The 17,151-nt window shown below is 38.4% G+C and carries 16 protein-coding genes, 1 tRNA gene, 1 rRNA gene and 1 other RNA gene; 1 reads left to right on the top strand and 18 read right to left on the bottom strand.

Annotated elements, in window-relative coordinates:
- The 16 genes from N7603_RS00005 to N7603_RS00080 form a co-directional block, all read right to left on the bottom strand.
- Positions 1-89 (bottom strand): 16S ribosomal RNA (locus N7603_RS00005); the annotation flags it as partial.
- A gap of 217 nt (positions 90-306) precedes the next feature.
- Positions 307-391 (bottom strand) — tRNA-Tyr (locus N7603_RS00010).
- A gap of 81 nt (positions 392-472) precedes the next feature.
- Complete coding sequence (locus N7603_RS00015; protein ID WP_308699551.1) at positions 473-655, bottom strand: DUF951 domain-containing protein; 183 nt, start codon at positions 653-655, stop codon at positions 473-475.
- Complete coding sequence (locus N7603_RS00020) at positions 652-1,488, bottom strand: ParB/RepB/Spo0J family partition protein (RefSeq protein ID WP_262095256.1); 837 nt, start codon at positions 1,486-1,488, stop codon at positions 652-654. The genes N7603_RS00015 and N7603_RS00020 overlap by 4 nt, the downstream gene beginning before the upstream one ends.
- Positions 1,472-2,263, bottom strand: a complete 792-nt coding sequence (locus N7603_RS00025) for a ParA family protein (RefSeq protein WP_262095257.1) — start codon at positions 2,261-2,263, stop codon at positions 1,472-1,474. The genes N7603_RS00020 and N7603_RS00025 overlap by 17 nt, the downstream gene beginning before the upstream one ends.
- 9 nt (positions 2,264-2,272) lie before the next feature.
- The gene (gene rsmG / locus N7603_RS00030) at positions 2,273-2,959 is read right to left on the bottom strand and encodes a 16S rRNA (guanine(527)-N(7))-methyltransferase RsmG (protein ID WP_262095258.1); all 687 of its coding nucleotides are present in this window, start codon (positions 2,957-2,959) and stop codon (positions 2,273-2,275) included.
- A gap of 1 nt (position 2,960) precedes the next feature.
- Complete coding sequence (gene mnmG, locus N7603_RS00035) at positions 2,961-4,808, bottom strand: tRNA uridine-5-carboxymethylaminomethyl(34) synthesis enzyme MnmG (protein WP_262095259.1); 1,848 nt, start codon at positions 4,806-4,808, stop codon at positions 2,961-2,963.
- Between the two features lie 92 nt (positions 4,809-4,900).
- Entirely contained in the window at positions 4,901-6,856 is a 1,956-nt protein-coding gene (gene tkt, locus N7603_RS00040; protein ID WP_262095260.1) for a transketolase, read from the bottom strand.
- Between the two features lie 11 nt (positions 6,857-6,867).
- The gene (locus N7603_RS00045; protein WP_262095261.1) at positions 6,868-7,497 is read right to left on the bottom strand and encodes a hypothetical protein; all 630 of its coding nucleotides are present in this window, start codon (positions 7,495-7,497) and stop codon (positions 6,868-6,870) included.
- 157 nt (positions 7,498-7,654) lie between these two features.
- Positions 7,655-7,749, bottom strand: an RNA gene (ffs, locus tag N7603_RS00050) — signal recognition particle sRNA small type.
- A gap of 9 nt (positions 7,750-7,758) precedes the next feature.
- On the bottom strand, positions 7,759-8,220 hold the full coding sequence (gene tadA / locus N7603_RS00055; protein WP_262095262.1) for a tRNA adenosine(34) deaminase TadA: 462 nt from the start codon (positions 8,218-8,220) through the stop codon (positions 7,759-7,761).
- Positions 8,210-8,803: a thymidine kinase gene (locus tag N7603_RS00060; protein WP_262095263.1), complete on the bottom strand. Its 594-nt coding sequence runs from the start codon at positions 8,801-8,803 to the stop codon at positions 8,210-8,212. Before N7603_RS00060 ends, tadA begins: the two co-directional genes overlap by 11 nt.
- Positions 8,804-8,933: 130 nt before the next feature.
- Complete coding sequence (locus N7603_RS00065; RefSeq protein ID WP_262095264.1) at positions 8,934-9,725, bottom strand: DUF92 domain-containing protein; 792 nt, start codon at positions 9,723-9,725, stop codon at positions 8,934-8,936.
- Positions 9,726-9,740: 15 nt separating this feature from the next.
- A complete protein-coding gene (locus N7603_RS00070) occupies positions 9,741-10,403 on the bottom strand; it encodes a diacylglycerol/polyprenol kinase family protein (protein ID WP_262095265.1) in 663 nt (220 codons plus the stop codon).
- A gap of 43 nt (positions 10,404-10,446) precedes the next feature.
- Positions 10,447-11,385, bottom strand: a complete 939-nt coding sequence (locus tag N7603_RS00075; RefSeq protein ID WP_262095266.1) for a phytoene/squalene synthase family protein — start codon at positions 11,383-11,385, stop codon at positions 10,447-10,449.
- Positions 11,378-12,871 (bottom strand): phytoene desaturase family protein, encoded by a 1,494-nt coding sequence (locus N7603_RS00080; protein WP_305071949.1) that lies wholly within the window; start codon positions 12,869-12,871, stop codon positions 11,378-11,380. The genes N7603_RS00075 and N7603_RS00080 overlap by 8 nt, the downstream gene beginning before the upstream one ends.
- A gap of 123 nt (positions 12,872-12,994) precedes the next feature.
- Between N7603_RS00080 and N7603_RS00085 the strand changes: the two genes are divergently transcribed.
- Positions 12,995-13,957: a tocopherol cyclase family protein gene (locus N7603_RS00085; RefSeq protein ID WP_262095267.1), complete on the top strand. Its 963-nt coding sequence runs from the start codon at positions 12,995-12,997 to the stop codon at positions 13,955-13,957.
- 65 nt (positions 13,958-14,022) lie between these two features.
- Here the strand turns inward: N7603_RS00085 and rpmE are convergent, their stop codons facing one another.
- Complete coding sequence (gene rpmE, locus N7603_RS00090) at positions 14,023-14,238, bottom strand: 50S ribosomal protein L31 (protein WP_262095268.1); 216 nt, start codon at positions 14,236-14,238, stop codon at positions 14,023-14,025.
- 193 nt (positions 14,239-14,431) lie between these two features.
- The gene (locus N7603_RS00095; protein WP_262095269.1) at positions 14,432-17,032 is read right to left on the bottom strand and encodes an immunoglobulin-like domain-containing protein; all 2,601 of its coding nucleotides are present in this window, start codon (positions 17,030-17,032) and stop codon (positions 14,432-14,434) included.
- Positions 17,033-17,151 lie beyond the last annotated feature (119 nt).

Genomic DNA, 17,151 nt, shown 5'->3' on the forward strand with positions numbered 1-17,151 from the left:
CGCCACTCACTATTGCTAGTGCGTTCGACTTGCATGTATTAGGCACGCCGCCAGCGTTCATCCTGAGCCAGGATCAAACTCTCCAAAATATATTTGAATTGTAAGAATTAGCTCTTATCTTTTTTTTCTAAGCTTTCATTAGAATTGCTTTTGTTTATTCTTTATACACTCATCATCATTCAGTTTTCAAAGACCTATTTTTTTGCTTCACACGGATTTCGTGCTCATTCATTTTAACACTCTAAAACAGGGTTGTCAAGTATTTGTTTAACTTTTTTTAACCCTCGTTTTAAGGCTGTTGAAAAGTGGTGGAGGGGGACGGTTTCGAACCGCCGAACCCTTAGGGAGCAGATTTACAGTCTGCCGCGTTTAGCCTCTTCGCTACCCCTCCGGTTTGCCGTGTGCTTTTTTATTCTAACCTAACCAATAAAAAAATGCAACCCTTATTGTTACATTTTTTTCATTTTCTTTTTTATGGCTGTTTTTCGGCCTTTATTTTCTTATCTAACTCAAATTTTGGGATCATTACTTCGCGTGCGCACCCGTTACACTTTATTTTAATGTCTGCGCCTGTGCGTATGACAGTCCAGGCGTTACTCCCGCATACGTGAGGCTTCTTAGTTTGGATTTGCATCCCGACTTCATAAGTGGTCATTGTAGTAGTTTTTCTACCAGTTGTTTCAATTCAGCTTCCGATTTCACTTTAATCGTGAGTTTGTTCGCTGTGACAACGGTCTTTAATCCAAACTTTTGATTGAGACTTTGCTCGTAGACGACAAAGGTCTTTGGTTTTGGCTCACGTTTTTGCTTATTAGTCTTTTCTTCTTTTTCAGCTAATGCTTCGATTTGACGCACAGAGAGTTGTTCACTGACAATCTTTTTTGCTAAGGTCTTTATACGAAGTGGATCATCTAGTTTAGATAATACGCGTGCGTGCGCCATAGAGATTTCATTTGTAAGTAACATGCTTTGAACTTCATCTGGTAAGTTTAACAAACCGATGATATTGGTTACGTAACTTCTAGATTTCCCAATTCTTTCTGCAAGTGTCTTTTGAGTAATCTCCATTGTACGCATGATATTGGCGTACGCTTCGGCTTCTTCAATTGGACTTAAATTTTCACGTTGAAGGTTTTCAACCAATGAAATTTCTGCTACTTTAGCAGGATCGTAAGAACGAATGATGGAAGGGATGGTCTTTAATCCGACTTGTTTGGCCGCTCTAAAACGACGTTCACCGGATACAATCATATACCCATCTTTGACTTGTTTAACGATGATAGGTTGGAATATCCCATGTTCGCTGATGGATGCGGCTAAATCATTGATTTTTTCTGGATCAAAAATACGTCTAGGTTGGAAGGGGTTCGGGGTGACTTCCGATAGTGGAATTTCAACAATCTTTTCCCCTTCTTGAATTTCATCGATGGTGTTTTCAACGAGTAAATCTCTTAATCCGCGCCCTAATACTTTAGTGTTTGTTTTCATTATTCTCGATTAACTCCTTTGCCAATGACTTATATAGCGAAGCCGCACTCGACTTCGGTGCGTACGTTAAAATGGGTACGCCATACGTCGGTGCAACCTGAGCTGCCACATTGCTGGTAATAAACGTTTTAAATACGCCTTCTTGAAAATACTCTTTAACTTCGTTTACGATTGCCCATCCTGCTTTGGTGCGCTTATCCAACATCGTTAGTAAGACACCTTCAATGGTGAGTTCGCGGTGGTTAATCTTTAAATTCTTTTGGACGACTCTAACGGTATTCAACAATTGAGTTAAACCGTCAATTGCGAGAAACTGACATTGAATCGGGATTAAAACCGAGTCTGATGCATATAAAGCATTCAATGTCGAGATGCCAAGTGCTGGTGCACAATCGATCAATACATAATCATAACTGTCTTTAACTTTTCGAATGAGTTTATCTAGGATGTATACGTGGTCATCTAAACCGATTAATTTCATATCAATCCCAGCTAAATCGATGGTAGCGGGTACCATGTGCATATGATACTTATCTAATACAGGAATACTTAACATGACTTCTTCGAGGTTCTTATCCCCCATCAGTGCGTCATATAGGTTTCCTTTTAATTGGCTGCGGTTAATCCCTAAACTGGTCGTTGCGGAGCCTTGTGCGTCAAAATCAATCAACAATACACGCTTATTGTAAAAAGCGAGTGAAGCTGCGAGATTGACGGATGTAGTTGTTTTTCCCACGCCACCTTTTTGGTTGGCGATCGAAATGACTTTTCCCATGTGAGCTCCTTATAATGGTTTATTCTTTATATCTTTAAATGGCCTTGGATAGGCGTTATTTTCTTTAACCTTTTTAATCTTTAGTAAATGGCGTTCGCCTAAATCATTGGGTAGTTCTAACGAAATGATGTCTTCGACTACACCACCCAAAATGGTGATGCCTTTGTTTGCTTTTTCAAGTTCTGCTTGAAAATTTTGAGCTTTCATCGCGATTAAGTACCCGCCTACTTTAACTAAAGGCAGTGCGAGTTCGTCCAATATATCAATTGGAGCAACGGCTCTAGCAGTGACCAAATCAAAGTAATTACGCTTTTTGAGGGCGTAAACTTCGGCACGATCACAGATCAATTCAACCCCTTCGATATCAAGTGCCTTTAAAAGGCGACCCAAAAAGAGAATGCGTTTGTTGAGTGAGTCCACGATGGTTAAACGGATGTGCGGATAAACAATCTTTAAAACAATACCTGGAAAACCAGCCCCAGAACCAATATCTAATAGTGTGGATACCTGGTTAAGGTCAATGGCTTTAGAAAGCGTTAATGAATCGTAAAAGTGTTTATAATAAACCCCTTCTAGGTCAGTAATCGCGGTCAAATTCATAACGGCGTTTTCTTTGACCAAAAATTCATAATATGTGTTGAGTTTTTTAAGTTGAGCCTCACTAAGTGTGAGCCCAAGGGGTTTAAATATATCCATATTACCTCAAGGATTCTAAGTAGACCAATAAAATCGAAATGTCAGCTGGATTGACTCCACTGATGCGTGAGGCTTGTCCGAGTGTAGTTGGTCTGATTTTTTTAAGTTTGACACGTGCTTCGTTTGCGAGATTCTTGATTAAGTCATAGTTGATATCGTTTGGGATTGGTTTTTCATCGACTTTTATCATTTTATCGGCTTCTTTAGCTGCTTTATCGATATACCCAGCATACTTTACCTGAATTTCAACTTGTTCAAGGACGGCTTCAGCATAGTCATTCTTATAAAACTCGTTGATTATATTATACCGAATTTCTGGTCGTTTGAGTAGTTCATATAATGAAGTACGGTCGCTAATTCTTGATGAGCCTGTACTGCGGATAATTTGGTTGTTTGATTCACTTGGCATAATGTATACGGTTTTGATTTCTTCAATGAGTTTGGCGATATCCGCTTTCTTTTGTAAAAAGCGTTGATAACGTTGTTCATCCACCAAGCCATATTGATACCCATAATCGCGTAAACGGAGGTCCGCATTATCGTGTCTGAGTAATAGTCTGTGTTCAGCTCTTGATGTTAATAAGCGATAGGGTTCTTTGGTACCTTTCGTAATTAAGTCATCAATCAAAACACCAATGTAAGCCTCGTTACGTTTAAGTACAAAAGGGGCTTTACCGCGTACTTTTAGTACAGCATTAATCCCTGCCATAATGCCTTGTCCGGCAGCTTCTTCATAGCCACTTGTACCATTGATTTGGCCGGCACAAAAGAGGTTTTCGACTAACCGTGTTTCTAAGGATTGATAGAGTTGTGTCGGATTGATAGCGTCGTACTCAATCGCATAGGCATGTTTCACGATAACCGCGTCTTCAAGCCCTTTTATAGAGTGTACGATACGTTCTTGAACATCCCGTGGCATCGAGGATGAGAGCCCTTGAACATAGATTTCATCTAGGCTCATGCTTTCAGGTTCAAGGAAGATTTGATGGCGTTCTTTATCACTAAAACGAACGACTTTATCTTCAATTGAAGGACAGTATCTTGGACCGACCCCTTCGACGATACCCCCATACATGGCGGAATCACCTAAATGCATATTGATAATGCCATGGGTGATTAAGTTTGTGTGGGTTAAATAACATGGTTCTTGATGTCCCATGGTCGTAATTTCTGGATCATAGGAGAAGGTTTGGAATTTGTCATCCGCGTATTGAGGTGTGGTAAGTTCATAGTGAATTGAATTCTTCAAAATACGGGGTGGTGTCCCTGTTTTTAGTCTGACGATTTCAAATCCCAATGCTGCTAGTTGTGCACTGATGCCTTTGGTTGTTGGTTGATTATCTGGTCCACTTTCTTTAGTTTGGTGACCAATGAGAATACGGGAGTGTAAATAGGTCCCGGTGGTAATAATAACCGTCTTGGATTCAATTTTTTCACCGGATTCTAAAATAATTCCTTTAGCTACATTGTTTTCAACATGAAGACAATCCACTAAAGCTTCTAATAAGGTTAAATTAGGGGTGTTTTGTAGTACCTCTAACATGATTTTTGGGTATTCTAATTTATCAATTTGAGCTCTTAAAGCCCAAACAGCTGGACCCTTGGAAAGGTTCAGCATTTTCATTTGAATTTGTCCTTTATCAGCGCTTCGTGCCATTTGACCTCCTAAAGCGTCAATTTCACGAACGACGATACCTTTGGCTGGTCCCCCAATTGAAGGGTTACAACTCATGGTCCCTACTCTATCAAGTTTACCTGTGACAAGAAGGGTTTTCGCGCCCATACGAGCCGCTGCGAGGGCTGCTTCGATTCCGGCATGACCGCCGCCAACCACGATTACATCTAACATAAATATCACTTCCCGATGTATTATTCTACCAAGAACCCCTTATGTTTACAACATAAAACGCTCTAAAGAAATAAGAAGCGATTGCTCGCCTCTTAGATGTTTTGATAAGCTTGTACGACTTTCTCTTTGGTAAATCCAAACGCTTTGATGACCACTTCAAGTGGGGCGGATAACCCATAACGGTCAATACCATAAACGTGTGGGGTATATTTATACCAAGATTGTGAGGAACCCATTTCGATGGCTAAAGTCTTAACACCTTTAGGTAAGACTTCTAACTTGTAGGCTACAGATTGTCTTTCAAATAAGTAATGTGAAGGCATCGATACGACGCGAACAAATGTATTATGACTTTCTAGAAGTTGTTGCGCTTCGATGGCTAATCCAACTTCAGAACCTGCAGCTAATAATACACCATCAAGAGGACCTTTTTCAGGAGATACCACATAAGCACCCTTTTCAAAGACATCCATAGAAACTGCTGGTAAAGTCTTCACGTTTTGTCTCGTTAAGATGATTGCGGATGGGGTCTTGTGTTGCTTAACTGCCCAATACCAAGCCGCTTTGGTTTCATTCGCATCTGCTGGTCTCATCACGTTTAATCCCGGAATAACACGTAAACCGGCTAATTGCTCGATCGGTTCATGGGTCGGACCATCTTCACCGACTGCAATTGAGTCGTGAGAGAAAACGAAAATCGATGGGATTTGCATAAGTGCAGCCAAACGAATGGATGGTTTCATGTAATCTGAGAAGACGAAGAAAGCACCTGAAAAAGCCTTTAATCCGCCATGTAACTGCATACCGTTCGTAATCGCACCCATGGCGTGTTCACGAACACCAAAGTTGATGTTACGTCCTAGACGGTTTTCTTTTGAGAAGTGTCCATCGGCGCCTTTCGCTTTAGTTGAAGCGGTAAGGTCAGCGGATCCACCGATGATATTAGGCATGAGTTTAGATAATTCATCTAAGACTTTACCGGAAGCAGCGCGCGTCGCGATTTGTGATCCTACTTCAAACTTCGGTAGGTCTTTAAAATCAACTTCACGGCTTTCGACGATAAAGGATTTGAGTAATGCAGCTTCAACAGGGTACTTTTCTTGATACTCCGTAATCATTTGAATCCATTTACGGTAATAACGAGATCCTCTATTGTAAACTTTGGTCTTGTAGTATTTATAGACATCTTGTGGGACTTCAAATGGTTTGTAATCCCAACCTAAATTTTTTCTGAGCTCTTCTGCTTTTTCTAATCCGATTGGTGAACCATGGACGTTTGAAGTACCCGCTAAGGAAGTACCATAACCGATGATGGTCTTAACTTCAATGACACTTGGTTTATCGGATTCTTTTTGTGCTTTTTTAATCGCTTTGGTGATTGCATTTAAGTCATTACCATCCGAAACCTTTTGATAATGCCAGTTCATGGATTCGAACTTTTTCTTGTGGTCATCGGAGAAAGCCAATGACGTTTTACCATCTAATTGGATATCGTTAGAGTCGAAAAGAACAATGAGTTTACCTAATCCAAGGTGTCCTGCTAAGGACAACGCTTCTAAAGCAACGCCTTCTTGAAGGTCACCATCACCACAAAGTACATAGGTATAGTGGTCAATGATAGGATAATTTTCTTTATTGAATTTCGCAGCAAGATGAGATTCCGCTAACGCCATCCCCACCCCATTAGAAATCCCTTGGCCAAGTGGACCGGAAGTCGTTTCAACGCCATCTGTATGACCATATTCAGGGTGACCTGGGGTCTTGCCAATTTGTCTAAAGTTTTTTAGATCATCCATGGTTAGTTGATAACCAGATAGGTGGTTTAGTCCATATAACAACATGGACCCATGACCTGCGGATAAAATGAATCGGTCACGGTTAAACCAGTTTGATTTTTTAGGGAATGCTTTTAAAAAACGAGTATAAAGCACGTGTGCCATAGGAGCAGCACCCAATACAATACCTGGGTGTCCTGAGTTCGCTTGATTAATCGCGTCAACACCAAGGAAACGTAATGTTTGAATACTTAAATGATCCATCTTTTCCATAATTTACCTCTCTATTTTGATTTTGGATTTTCTTCTTCAGCTTTTGGTTCTTCGCTAACTTCGACTGCAGGTTCTACTTTTTCTTCAAACTTGAAATAGTCTTCGTAGTATTTACCTTGTTTTTCGAGTAAATCATTGAATTTATTTTCACCAATAATCATTTGAATATCTTTAACTGCGGTTGTTCTCGCTTCTTCAACCTTCTTACGCATAATGGTGGTTTGTAACATATTAGTTACCAAAACAACACCTAAGATACCGATTAACGCGAAGTTTTGATAATCTCTCAACGCTTCAAGGGTTGAGAATAAAATCGCTAATACCATAGATACCGCAATCATTGGGAATACCATTTTATACATTAATCCAAAACGAACTTTATCCGCTTTTTCATAGAATGTAATCCAAACTTGATTCACGCGTTTGGAATACAGGTCTTTCATGACTTGATAGTAACCGTCTTCGATTAATAATTTATAGCTCTTAGAGTCGCTTGTCCAAACGGCGAATTGGCCTTTACCAGCGAATCGAGATAAGAATTTGGTATCATTCATAGAGTGAATCTCGACGGTTTTACCTTCGAGTTGGTAAGTTTCTTTAGGATTATTGAGTTGTTTAAAAATGCCGTATTGTAGTTTCATAGAATAATTCCTCCGATAATAATTATACCACATATATTTATATATAAGAGATAAAAATCGCCTTAATAAACCGTTAAGCACATCAATAAAAATACTACAAATGGAACAAAAACTAGAAAAACCTCTAATGCCAGTTTAAAAAATAAAAAAGTATCCCTATCAGGCACCGCCACCCACATCCTACCCATGCTTATGGCTGCTTCGATCAAGACCTGACCAGGTTCACACGATAGCATTGGATGACGGTGCCTCATAGGGATACTACTTAGGCTGTCTTAAATTTTTGAAAAATTGTTTTAGCTCTGTCGAACAGGCTTCTTCTAGTATACCACCAATTACTTCAACTTGGTGATTAAATTTCACATCAAATAAATTGATTGTTGATCCCGCAACGCCGCCCTTAGGGTCCTTCGCTCCGTAATAGACTGTTTTGATTCGAGATTGAATGATTGCACCTGCACACATCGGACAAGGTTCGAGTGTCACATAAAGTTTACACTCTTCAAGTATCCAAGAACCGACCTTTTTGTTGGCTTTCATGATCGCAAGCATTTCAGCATGCGCATGGGTTTGTTCTTTTTCAACTCTTCTATTATAAGCTTTCGCAATCACTTTGTCATCTAAAACGATGACTGCCCCTACGGGAACTTCATTTTTTAAAGCAGCTTTTTTCGCTTCTTTAAGGGCTAAGCCCATGTAATAGATGTCGTCTTTATTCGTCATGTTTCGGTTTATTTCTAACTTCGTGGCTATCACGGCTACGAGGCTCATAAGCTTCGGATGCACCAACTAGGACGATTGGGTCATTATAAGAGGCTGGTTTACCATTGATTAAGCGTTGAGTTCTTGTAGCAGGCTGGCCTGTAACTACGCAAACTGCCGTTAATTTTTGAACAAATTCAGCGATCGCCAAGAGTTGTGGCATTGGACCGAATGGTTCACCTCTAAAATCACGATCAAGTCCACCAATGATGACACGGATACCGCGGTCAGCTAAGGTTTCAGAGACCCAAATGACATCGTTGTCCAAAAATTGTGCTTCATCGATGACGACTGCGTCAACGCCTTCTTTGATATAATCTAGAATTTCTATGGCTTTATTGATATTAATCGATTTTGCTTTTGTTTTATTGTGTGATACGATTTCCGACGAAGAATAGCGGTCGTCAATCGTTGGTTTAAATACCAAGACATTTTTTTTCGCGTATTCAAGTCTACGAATGCGACGAATAATTTCTTCTGTTTTACCTGCGAACATCGGTCCACAGACCACTTCAATCCAACCACCAAATAACGGTTGATGCATAGTATCACTCCCTACAACTAGTATACGGATTTACAACAACCGATTCAACCCCCAAAAAGATGAAAGTCACTTACATCTTAATTAAGAAAAATCACGACTAAAAAAGTCGTGATTATTGCTTAAAAAGTTATTAGAAAACGAGTACTAACATGGAAACCGCTGTGGAGACAAAACCGCTAATGAAGTTCACAGCGTCGTTTGTAATCCATGCTAGCCCACTGGTCAAAATCGCTTTTTCATTTTCCAAAAATGGTTTTTCAGTATACTTTCCAGATTTTTCCCCGCGGTATTTGGCTTGTAATAAAATCCCCATGTAGGAATCCACTAAACAACCCACAAAACCGCCAAACGAAACAACACTGAAGTATAAGAACAGTTTATTTGGGTTATAAATCGGTGAGAACGCATATAAGCCCATAAATGAGAATCCAATAAATAGTGCACCCCCAACAGATGCTAGAGTACCCAATCGTGAAACCCCACCTGACACACCTCTTGTCACTTCTTTAAAGGTTAAGATAGAATAGGTTTTCCCTTTAGATAACACTCCAAGTTCACTTGCCCAGGTGTCTGAATTGCAGGATGCAATTGAAATAACGGCTGCAACCATAAATAATTCATTTTTTGTAAAATAGTAGAAAATCGAAAATAGGGTCGCGATAAAACTATTCGATAATACTTGAATGTAGTTACGTCCTTCAGAATGATGCTTAATTTTCTTCTCACCAAATTTGGTAATCAACGAAGATGAAATGAAAAATAGAATCAACGAACCCCATACGATATATGTCCCAAAACCATAGATGAGTGTACCCGATAGCGTTGCTGCAATAAGTCCTGATTGATTTAATGAGTGTTTTTTATAAGCTGCAAACCCGACGATAAAACTGAATATGAAGCCTAAAAGAAATTGAATCGCCATAGGCACCTCCTAGATTTAGAGTAGTAATAATAAATAGACGAGTAAACTAGATAATAGCGGAACCGTGAGATTATCTAGTCCTTTTGGTGTATATAATTCAATCACAGTAGATATAATCGAAACGACCACTGCGACCCACAATGCTGTTATAATGTTATAACCAGAAAAGCTCAAGATTAGGGTGACCACAACGAAGCTAACAACCACCATGGTTAGAGAGCCTTCTAAGGATTTATTATCTACCAATTTGTGTTTGCCAAATGCTTTTCCGACAACGGCTGCGAGTCCATCCCCATAACCTAAGACGAGAATCCCAACTGCACCAACTTCTGGTTTGTTGATAACACCGAAGGTTAAGATAACCAATATCAGTAATGAAATTGGAAAATAAACAGTACCAAGATTACCATTACCGCTACGTTCCATCGACTTAATCAAATTGGTTTTATATGAATAATAGTTTAATAAAATGAAGGTGATCGGGGGAACAATCGCGAACCAAATCGCCATTTCACCTTCGAAGACAATCATCGCCAAGATCCACCAATTGGATACCCCAATGTGGATAAACTTACGCGCACCCTCATCGCCTACCAGTTTAGCTTTTTGTAAAACGGTTGAAATCCCGATAATCAAGAATACTAAAACATAAGACAATACTAAACCCCAATAGTTCATATAGAATCTCCTTTTGTAATATTTGATTTTTAACGGAAAACGTCTATGACAGTTTCTTTAAAAATTCCTTCATGATATGTTCTTTCTTTTCATTCGATACCACTGCACGTTTTTTAAATACGTCATACCCGTTATCTCTAATCGCGTCCAATATAGCACGGTAGAATACTATCGATAAACCGAGTGGTTTCATGGTATCTTTTGGGTAAATTGGTAAGTCTTTGAGGGCTTGGTCAAAATAGTTCTCAGCTACTTTAGAAAGTGTCTCAATAACGAGAACCAATTCATTGTTGATTTTACCATTTTCTAATTCAGATAGTGAGTAGTTTGCTTCTCTAAGAATGGCTTTTGGTAAATAGATACGGCCTTGCTTATAATCTTCACCAATGTCTCTTAAAATGTTGGTGATTTGCATGGCGTGACCCAAATGTACTGCAAAGGAGTATAGTTTTTCATCGTCTTCAGGGGCTAGGATAGGGTTCAACATCAAACCAACCGTTCCCGCAACATGATAACAATACTTCAATAAATCATCTAAGGTCTCGTAACCAATAAAATGCAGGTCCATTCTTTGACCCTCAATCATATCGTAAAATGCTTTAAAGTGATGATCTTTGTAGATACCCTTTGTATGTCGTTTGAGTGCTCGCCAAATAAAGTTCGGTGTACGACCTTTTTCAATGTATATAGTGAGTTCTTTTTCAAGTCGATTGAGTCTATTTTCGTCTTGATATTCATCGACTAAATCGTCTGCGTATCGACAAAATGCATACACTGCATAAATGGCTTTACGCTTCTTCTTATCACCAATTTTCGAAAATGCTTTATAAAATGTTAATGAGTTTTTTTGAATAATTTTTTTACATTTACGGTCATCAAAGTAGGGTCTAGTCGCTTGTAATAAAATCAAGAGAATTACGATACCTATATAAATGTAAACCAAATACATATTTTCTGATAGAAACGAAATCACATTATTCATGGGTTGTGTGGTCCTTTAATATTTCATTTACAGCCAGTTTAGCACCAGCCATCACAATAGGCACCCCTGCACCAGGGTGGGTCGATGAGCCTGTGAAATACAGGTTTTCAATCGTCTTAAATTTAGGTTGAGGTCTAAAATAGACACTTTGTAATAAAGTTGGTTTCAATCCGAAGGTTGCACCATGTTCAAGATTAAACTTGTAGCCATAGGTCTTTGGTGTGTATATTTTAAGTACTTCGATGTTTGCTTTTATATCTTCAAAGCCTGGTATCTTTTCGATTAGATCGATAATTTTATCTTTATAAGATTCTGTCATCCCGAAATCCCATTCAAACTGACCACTTTTCATGTTTGGAACTGGTACAAGTACGTAGATCAACTCTTTATTATCCGGTGCGACACTTGAATCAATTTGAGACGGGCTATACATATAGAAGGATGGGTCATCAGGGAGAATATCCTTGTCAAGTTCATCAATATTCTGTTTGAAGTTTTTCGCGAAGCGTATCGCATGAACCGACGTTTTGTACTTTTTCTTAAGACCTAGATAAATGACAAACGATGAGGCTGCATAGTCCATTTTATCCAGTTTTTTAGGTACATATTTACCCTTGATATTATCGTCTTTAATGAGATTATTTAAAGCCCACGGAAAGTCTGCGTTACATAATACGATGTCCGAATAAATTGGTTTATTGTTCACCAATACTCCAGTTACCTTGCCAGAAAGTGTCAAAATTTCATCAACAGGCGAATTCAATCGGATTTTTCCACCCATTTCAATGAAACGACGTTCCATGGCTTTCGCCATTTGATACATCCCACCTTGAATGTACCATACACCATATAAGAGTTCAATCATAGGGATGATGGTATAAATTGAAGGTCCTGAAAAAGGGGAAACACCAATATATAGGGTTTGGAAGGATAGAATTTGTCTTAATTTTTCATCTTTAACAAACTTGGATATGGATGAGTAGGCACTATTTAATGTTCTGAGTTTTAATACAGAGTGAAGTGTCTTTGGATTAAAGAACTCACGAGGTTTTCGATAACTTTTATCTAAAAAAGTTTCTTTAACGATTGCGTAACGTTCATAAACATCTGCAAGGTACGCTAAGTATCCATCGGTTTCTTTCATACCAAATTGTTCGAGTTCAGACATCAACTTAGGTAAATTTGAGGACACTCTGACTGAGGTTCCATCCTGAAAGTGGATGACGTTTAAAGGATCTACTTGAACCATTTTAATATAGTCGTCTGGATTAACCCCTGAGAAAGAGAACACTTCTTTATAAAAGTCAGGCATCATGACGATAGTCGGGCCAACATCAAACTTGAACCCGCGTTCTTCAATAGAGAACATTCGACCGCCAACCTTTTCATTTTTTTCATATATTTCAACATCAAACCCTAAGGTTTTCAATCGAATGGCTGCGGATAAACCGGCTACGCCGGCCCCGATGATAATCACTTTTTTCATAAGTAACACCTCTTTTTTATTGTAACATTTTTAACACTTTTAACCTAGCATCAAAATGTGATATCTTGTTACTTAATGATATAATAAGAATCATTACACTGATTTTAAATGGAGGTCTCAACGATGGGCTTGAAACATATTTTAAATCCTGTATTATTCCAAGGTTATAAGAAGAAAAATCGCTATTTTGAAGGTTGGTATTACAAGATGGTCTCTAAAGATGAGCAAGTGAAAATCGCGTTCATTCCTGGTATCAGTATGGCTGGTGATCAATCCCATACATTTGTACAAGTTTTCCTCTCAAAGAAAAAACCTTCACCAACATTAAAAACATTCTATTTTAGATATGATTCGAAAGACTTTAGTTTTGAGAATACACCGTTTGAAGTTCATATTGGAAACAATATTTTCAGTGAATCCTCGATAAATGTTTCTTTAAAAGATGCTTACCTATCTGTGACTGGCAACATCACGATTAATGGGCTTGTTCCTCTAGAAAAAAGTCTATGGCAACCCAACATCATGGGTCCGTTTGGCTATCTAAACTTTATGGAATGTTACCATGGCGTTATTACAATGACCTCATCGTTATCAGGTAGTTTAGAGATTGATGGTGAAACCATATCCTTTGAGGGTGGTAAGGGTTATATTGAAAAAGACTGGGGTAAAAGTTTTCCTAGGGCTTATGTCTGGACGCAAACCAATCACTTTAAAGACAATAACACGAGTTTGATGTTCTCATACGCAGATATTCCTTTCTTAGGTTTCTATTTTAAAGGACTAATTTGTACCCTTTACTACAACAAAAAAGAATATCGTTTCGCAACCTATAACTTCACTAAAGTAAAAAAGGAAGAGATTAGTCCAAAACGGGCTTTCTATCAATTGAAAAAAGGTCGATATATGCTCGAGATGGAAGCGATTCAAGAAGATCAAATTGAACTCCCCTCCCCAATTAACGGCGCGATGATTCACACCATTAAGGAAGGCTTGTCCGGTAGAGTCAATGTAAAGTTATACTACAAGAATCAATTGATATATGAAGATACTGGTCTAGAAGCCGGAATTGAAATCATGAAAAAATAAAAGCCCCTGTGGGCTTTTTTGCTTATACAAAGAAAAAACACGGTTTCCCGTGTTTGGTTTCTCTATTATTTTGAGTTTTTTTCAACACCATAGCGCTTATTGAATCTTTCAACACGGCCTGCTGCCTGACTGAATGTTTCAACGCCAGTGTAAAATGGGTGGCAATTTGAACAAGTATCCACACGAATTTCTTTCGCAGTAGTTCCAACTTCAAATTCGTTACCACAGGTTACACAGTGAACTTTAGCCACTTGGTATTTTGGATGAATTTTAGCTTTCATTTCCATTCTCCTTCCGCCATAGACATACGTCCATAGTAAGTTTGCGTAGGTATTATAACATAGTTAAATCAAATATACAAACACTTTCTTCAAATCTTCTTTAGAGACGATCCGCAATGCATTTATTTGTGGCTTTATACAAATAATTCAGAGAAAAACCACCACTTTGAGTCAAAATGTGGTGGTATTAGACTTATTGTAATAGCGTTTCGAATCTCTTAATTTCTGTAATTAAAGCTAAATCATTTTCAACTAACAGCTCGATTGTATGGGATACCATTGTAATCGATACTTGAAGTTTTTGAGCTCCACCACCATAGTAAGCATTGACTAGTTCTGGGTGGTCAATGAATGGATTTCGGTTATTTTGAATACCAAAAATCTTATCATTACGATTGATTTCAAACTCATTGACGGGGTCCATTTGATGCCATTGTAAGAACATTTGGAGATCACCTACGAGTTTAAGATCTAAGTTGAAACGAATGGCGACAAATAGTACGATTCTCGCAACATCACCGATGTGTTCATCCCCTGGGTACCATCCGCCAGAGAATTTACCATAAGGTTGGCTACCTGTGAAAGTCTTGCCATCTTCAACAAACGGCATATTACCGCGACTTGAATTCGTACCAGAGTTCGCTGCTCTTAAATTGTGTAAGTCATACTTAACCGAACCTAATTTGGAATCTGGCCAAACGTGTTCACGGTTTCCATAGGAACCCATACCATCGTAAATTAGATAGTAAGAACTTCCGACTTTGTCTACCGATTGAACTTCCCCTGTGGAACCGGTTGAACGGCCTGTATTTACGATTAATGCTTTAATTGCGTTAACTAGGCTTGAACCACTTAAATTACTTAGGCTTGCATAATAACCTTCATAGACACCGACTTCAATTTCTTTTCTAACAAATAATGTGTAGGTCGTATAAACATCTGAATGACCTGTTAGATAAACTGTAATCTCATAGTCGCCGGCTTTACTTAAATCTAAATTTGGAGCATCATATGCTAATTGAGATGTAAAGTCTACATTATAGCCATTCTTAGCCGTGATACCTTCTAATAGATTTGGTGTTGGGTCCCCGATAATAAAGTTTCTATTGCCTGCACCATAAATACTAATAATTTCTGGATTCTTTGGTCTAGCAACAACAGTACTTCTACTTGAGAATAGTAATTGGGCTTTACTGTTATATTGTCCGACAGTCACATTAAATAAGTCGACAATTTCACCCACGTTAATATTGGTGAAGGGGTTTGTCGCGTTTACACGTGTATCTAGTCTTACAAAAGTGGTTTCACCAGAAGCATTCTTTAAATATAATTCCGTTGCGTTGCTTGGTGTGGTTTTCGATGTAACCTCTAAACCTTTATATGTAATCACGTGTGCTTCATAAGCGAGTACGTCTTCAAAATCAAGTGAATACCCTGTTAAATCGATACCTTCACTTAGAGTAACGGTTCCTTTAGTTTCGATAATTTTTGGTGCTGAAATTTGAATTAAGCCATTAAAGGCACCTAGTGTACCTTCAATAATATATTCTGTACCAACTTTAAGACCTGTGTTGTTATTCATATAAACAGGAATAGCGCCGGTTGAATCTTGAATGGTGAAGTTACCATTGGTCATTAAACTGGTGATAACCCCTTGTACAGTGACCTTTGTAGCTTGTGCCATTTGTCTCACATCAGCAATCGACATGTATCCGCTAACTGGGAAATCTGTGATTTGTAGTACAGTTACTGAGAATGACTTCGTGATGGTTGATTCGTCTTTGATTGAGGCGATTAACGTAACCACAATGTCTTTATTTTGTCTGGTTACGATACCCGTATTCGAGATAGCTGCATTATTGCTTTCCCATACAATTTCAACCTCATCAACCACACTTGGTAATGTTAAATTAACTGAAGTCACAGATGGAATCGTTATTTTGTTTAAAATAGCTTGGTAATCTGGTTTAACAACGTCTTCTTTTAAGACAACTACATCAAATTTTACTTGATGAACTTGACCGTTGACAGTGACGCTGGCACTGAGTTCGACGGTTGTATCTACTGATTGTCTTGTGATTAAACCTTGATTACTTAAGACATTCACCAATGATGAGGACCAAGTAATGGTATTGCCTTCATAGGATACCGGTAAAGTAAGGTCTACTTCAGTCGAGCTTGGAATATTTAAAAAGGATCTAAATGCATTAAGATCAAAGGATTCTGGTGAAAGAATCGTAATTTGGAATGTATGTGTTCTTTTTGCGTTATCAGCCTTGATGGTTGCTGATAGGGATACATTTTGATTTGTACTACCTGGGGTGACAACACCTGTAGAGGTTAAGAAAGCTTCATTTGAACTTTCCCATACGATATCATAGGTATTGATACTTGCAGGTAAAAAGATAGATGTGCTGGTCTCTAGTGGAACACTTATTGCATTGAAAAGACTATTAAAGTCAAAAGTAGACTTTGAAATTGTGATTTCAAATGCTTTTTCATGGGTTTTGTCGCCCACTTTAAATGAAGCGGTAAGGGTTGCTTTAACGTCAGAATCTTGACGGTTAATAACCACTCTTGAACCTTCGATTTTTGCGAATTCGCTATCACTTTCCCACGTGATTGCTAAATCGTTCACTAAACTAGGGAGAATGATGTCACTGGTAACTGCGTTTTGAGTGCTGTTACTGGTGTATTGAAGCAGAATATCATCTTTGATTTTTGGGATGTCTGACTCGGTACATCCGGCCAAGATCAAGATGAAGAGTAAAACTAAAATCTTTGAAAACTTCATTAAAAAATACCTTCTTCCGATTTTTTTGCGTATGCTCATTATAGCATAGATATTTTGCATATAAAAGCATATTTTACACAGAATATGGAAAGGCTTACACTTTTTTTTGAAACGATTTA

The sequence above is a fragment of the Paracholeplasma vituli genome, assembly GCF_025446935.1.
Taxonomy (GTDB): domain Bacteria; phylum Bacillota_I; class Bacilli_A; order Acholeplasmatales; family UBA5453; genus Paracholeplasma; species Paracholeplasma vituli.

Bases quoted from the DNA above. Each gene is read 5' to 3' on its own strand.
- N7603_RS00015 (WP_308699551.1), bottom strand. From the start codon at position 655: ATGACCACTTATGAAGTCGGGATGCAAATCCAAACTAAGAAGCCTCAC.
- N7603_RS00020 (WP_262095256.1), bottom strand. From the start codon at position 1,488: ATGAAAACAAACACTAAAGTATTAGGGCGCGGATTAAGAGATTTACTC.
- N7603_RS00025 (WP_262095257.1), bottom strand. From the start codon at position 2,263: ATGGGAAAAGTCATTTCGATCGCCAACCAAAAAGGTGGCGTGGGAAAA.
- rsmG (WP_262095258.1), bottom strand. From the start codon at position 2,959: ATGGATATATTTAAACCCCTTGGGCTCACACTTAGTGAGGCTCAACTT.
- mnmG (WP_262095259.1), bottom strand. From the start codon at position 4,808: ATGTTAGATGTAATCGTGGTTGGCGGCGGTCATGCCGGAATCGAAGCA.
- tkt (WP_262095260.1), bottom strand. From the start codon at position 6,856: ATGGAAAAGATGGATCATTTAAGTATTCAAACATTACGTTTCCTTGGT.
- N7603_RS00045 (WP_262095261.1), bottom strand. From the start codon at position 7,497: ATGAAACTACAATACGGCATTTTTAAACAACTCAATAATCCTAAAGAA.
- tadA (WP_262095262.1), bottom strand. From the start codon at position 8,220: ATGACGAATAAAGACGACATCTATTACATGGGCTTAGCCCTTAAAGAA.
- N7603_RS00060 (WP_262095263.1), bottom strand. From the start codon at position 8,803: ATGCATCAACCGTTATTTGGTGGTTGGATTGAAGTGGTCTGTGGACCG.
- N7603_RS00065 (WP_262095264.1), bottom strand. From the start codon at position 9,725: ATGGCGATTCAATTTCTTTTAGGCTTCATATTCAGTTTTATCGTCGGG.
- N7603_RS00070 (WP_262095265.1), bottom strand. From the start codon at position 10,403: ATGAACTATTGGGGTTTAGTATTGTCTTATGTTTTAGTATTCTTGATT.
- N7603_RS00075 (WP_262095266.1), bottom strand. From the start codon at position 11,385: ATGAATAATGTGATTTCGTTTCTATCAGAAAATATGTATTTGGTTTAC.
- N7603_RS00080 (WP_305071949.1), bottom strand. From the start codon at position 12,871: ATGAAAAAAGTGATTATCATCGGGGCCGGCGTAGCCGGTTTATCCGCA.
- N7603_RS00085 (WP_262095267.1), top strand. From the start codon at position 12,995: ATGGGCTTGAAACATATTTTAAATCCTGTATTATTCCAAGGTTATAAG.
- rpmE (WP_262095268.1), bottom strand. From the start codon at position 14,238: ATGAAAGCTAAAATTCATCCAAAATACCAAGTGGCTAAAGTTCACTGT.
- N7603_RS00095 (WP_262095269.1), bottom strand. From the start codon at position 17,032: ATGAAGTTTTCAAAGATTTTAGTTTTACTCTTCATCTTGATCTTGGCC.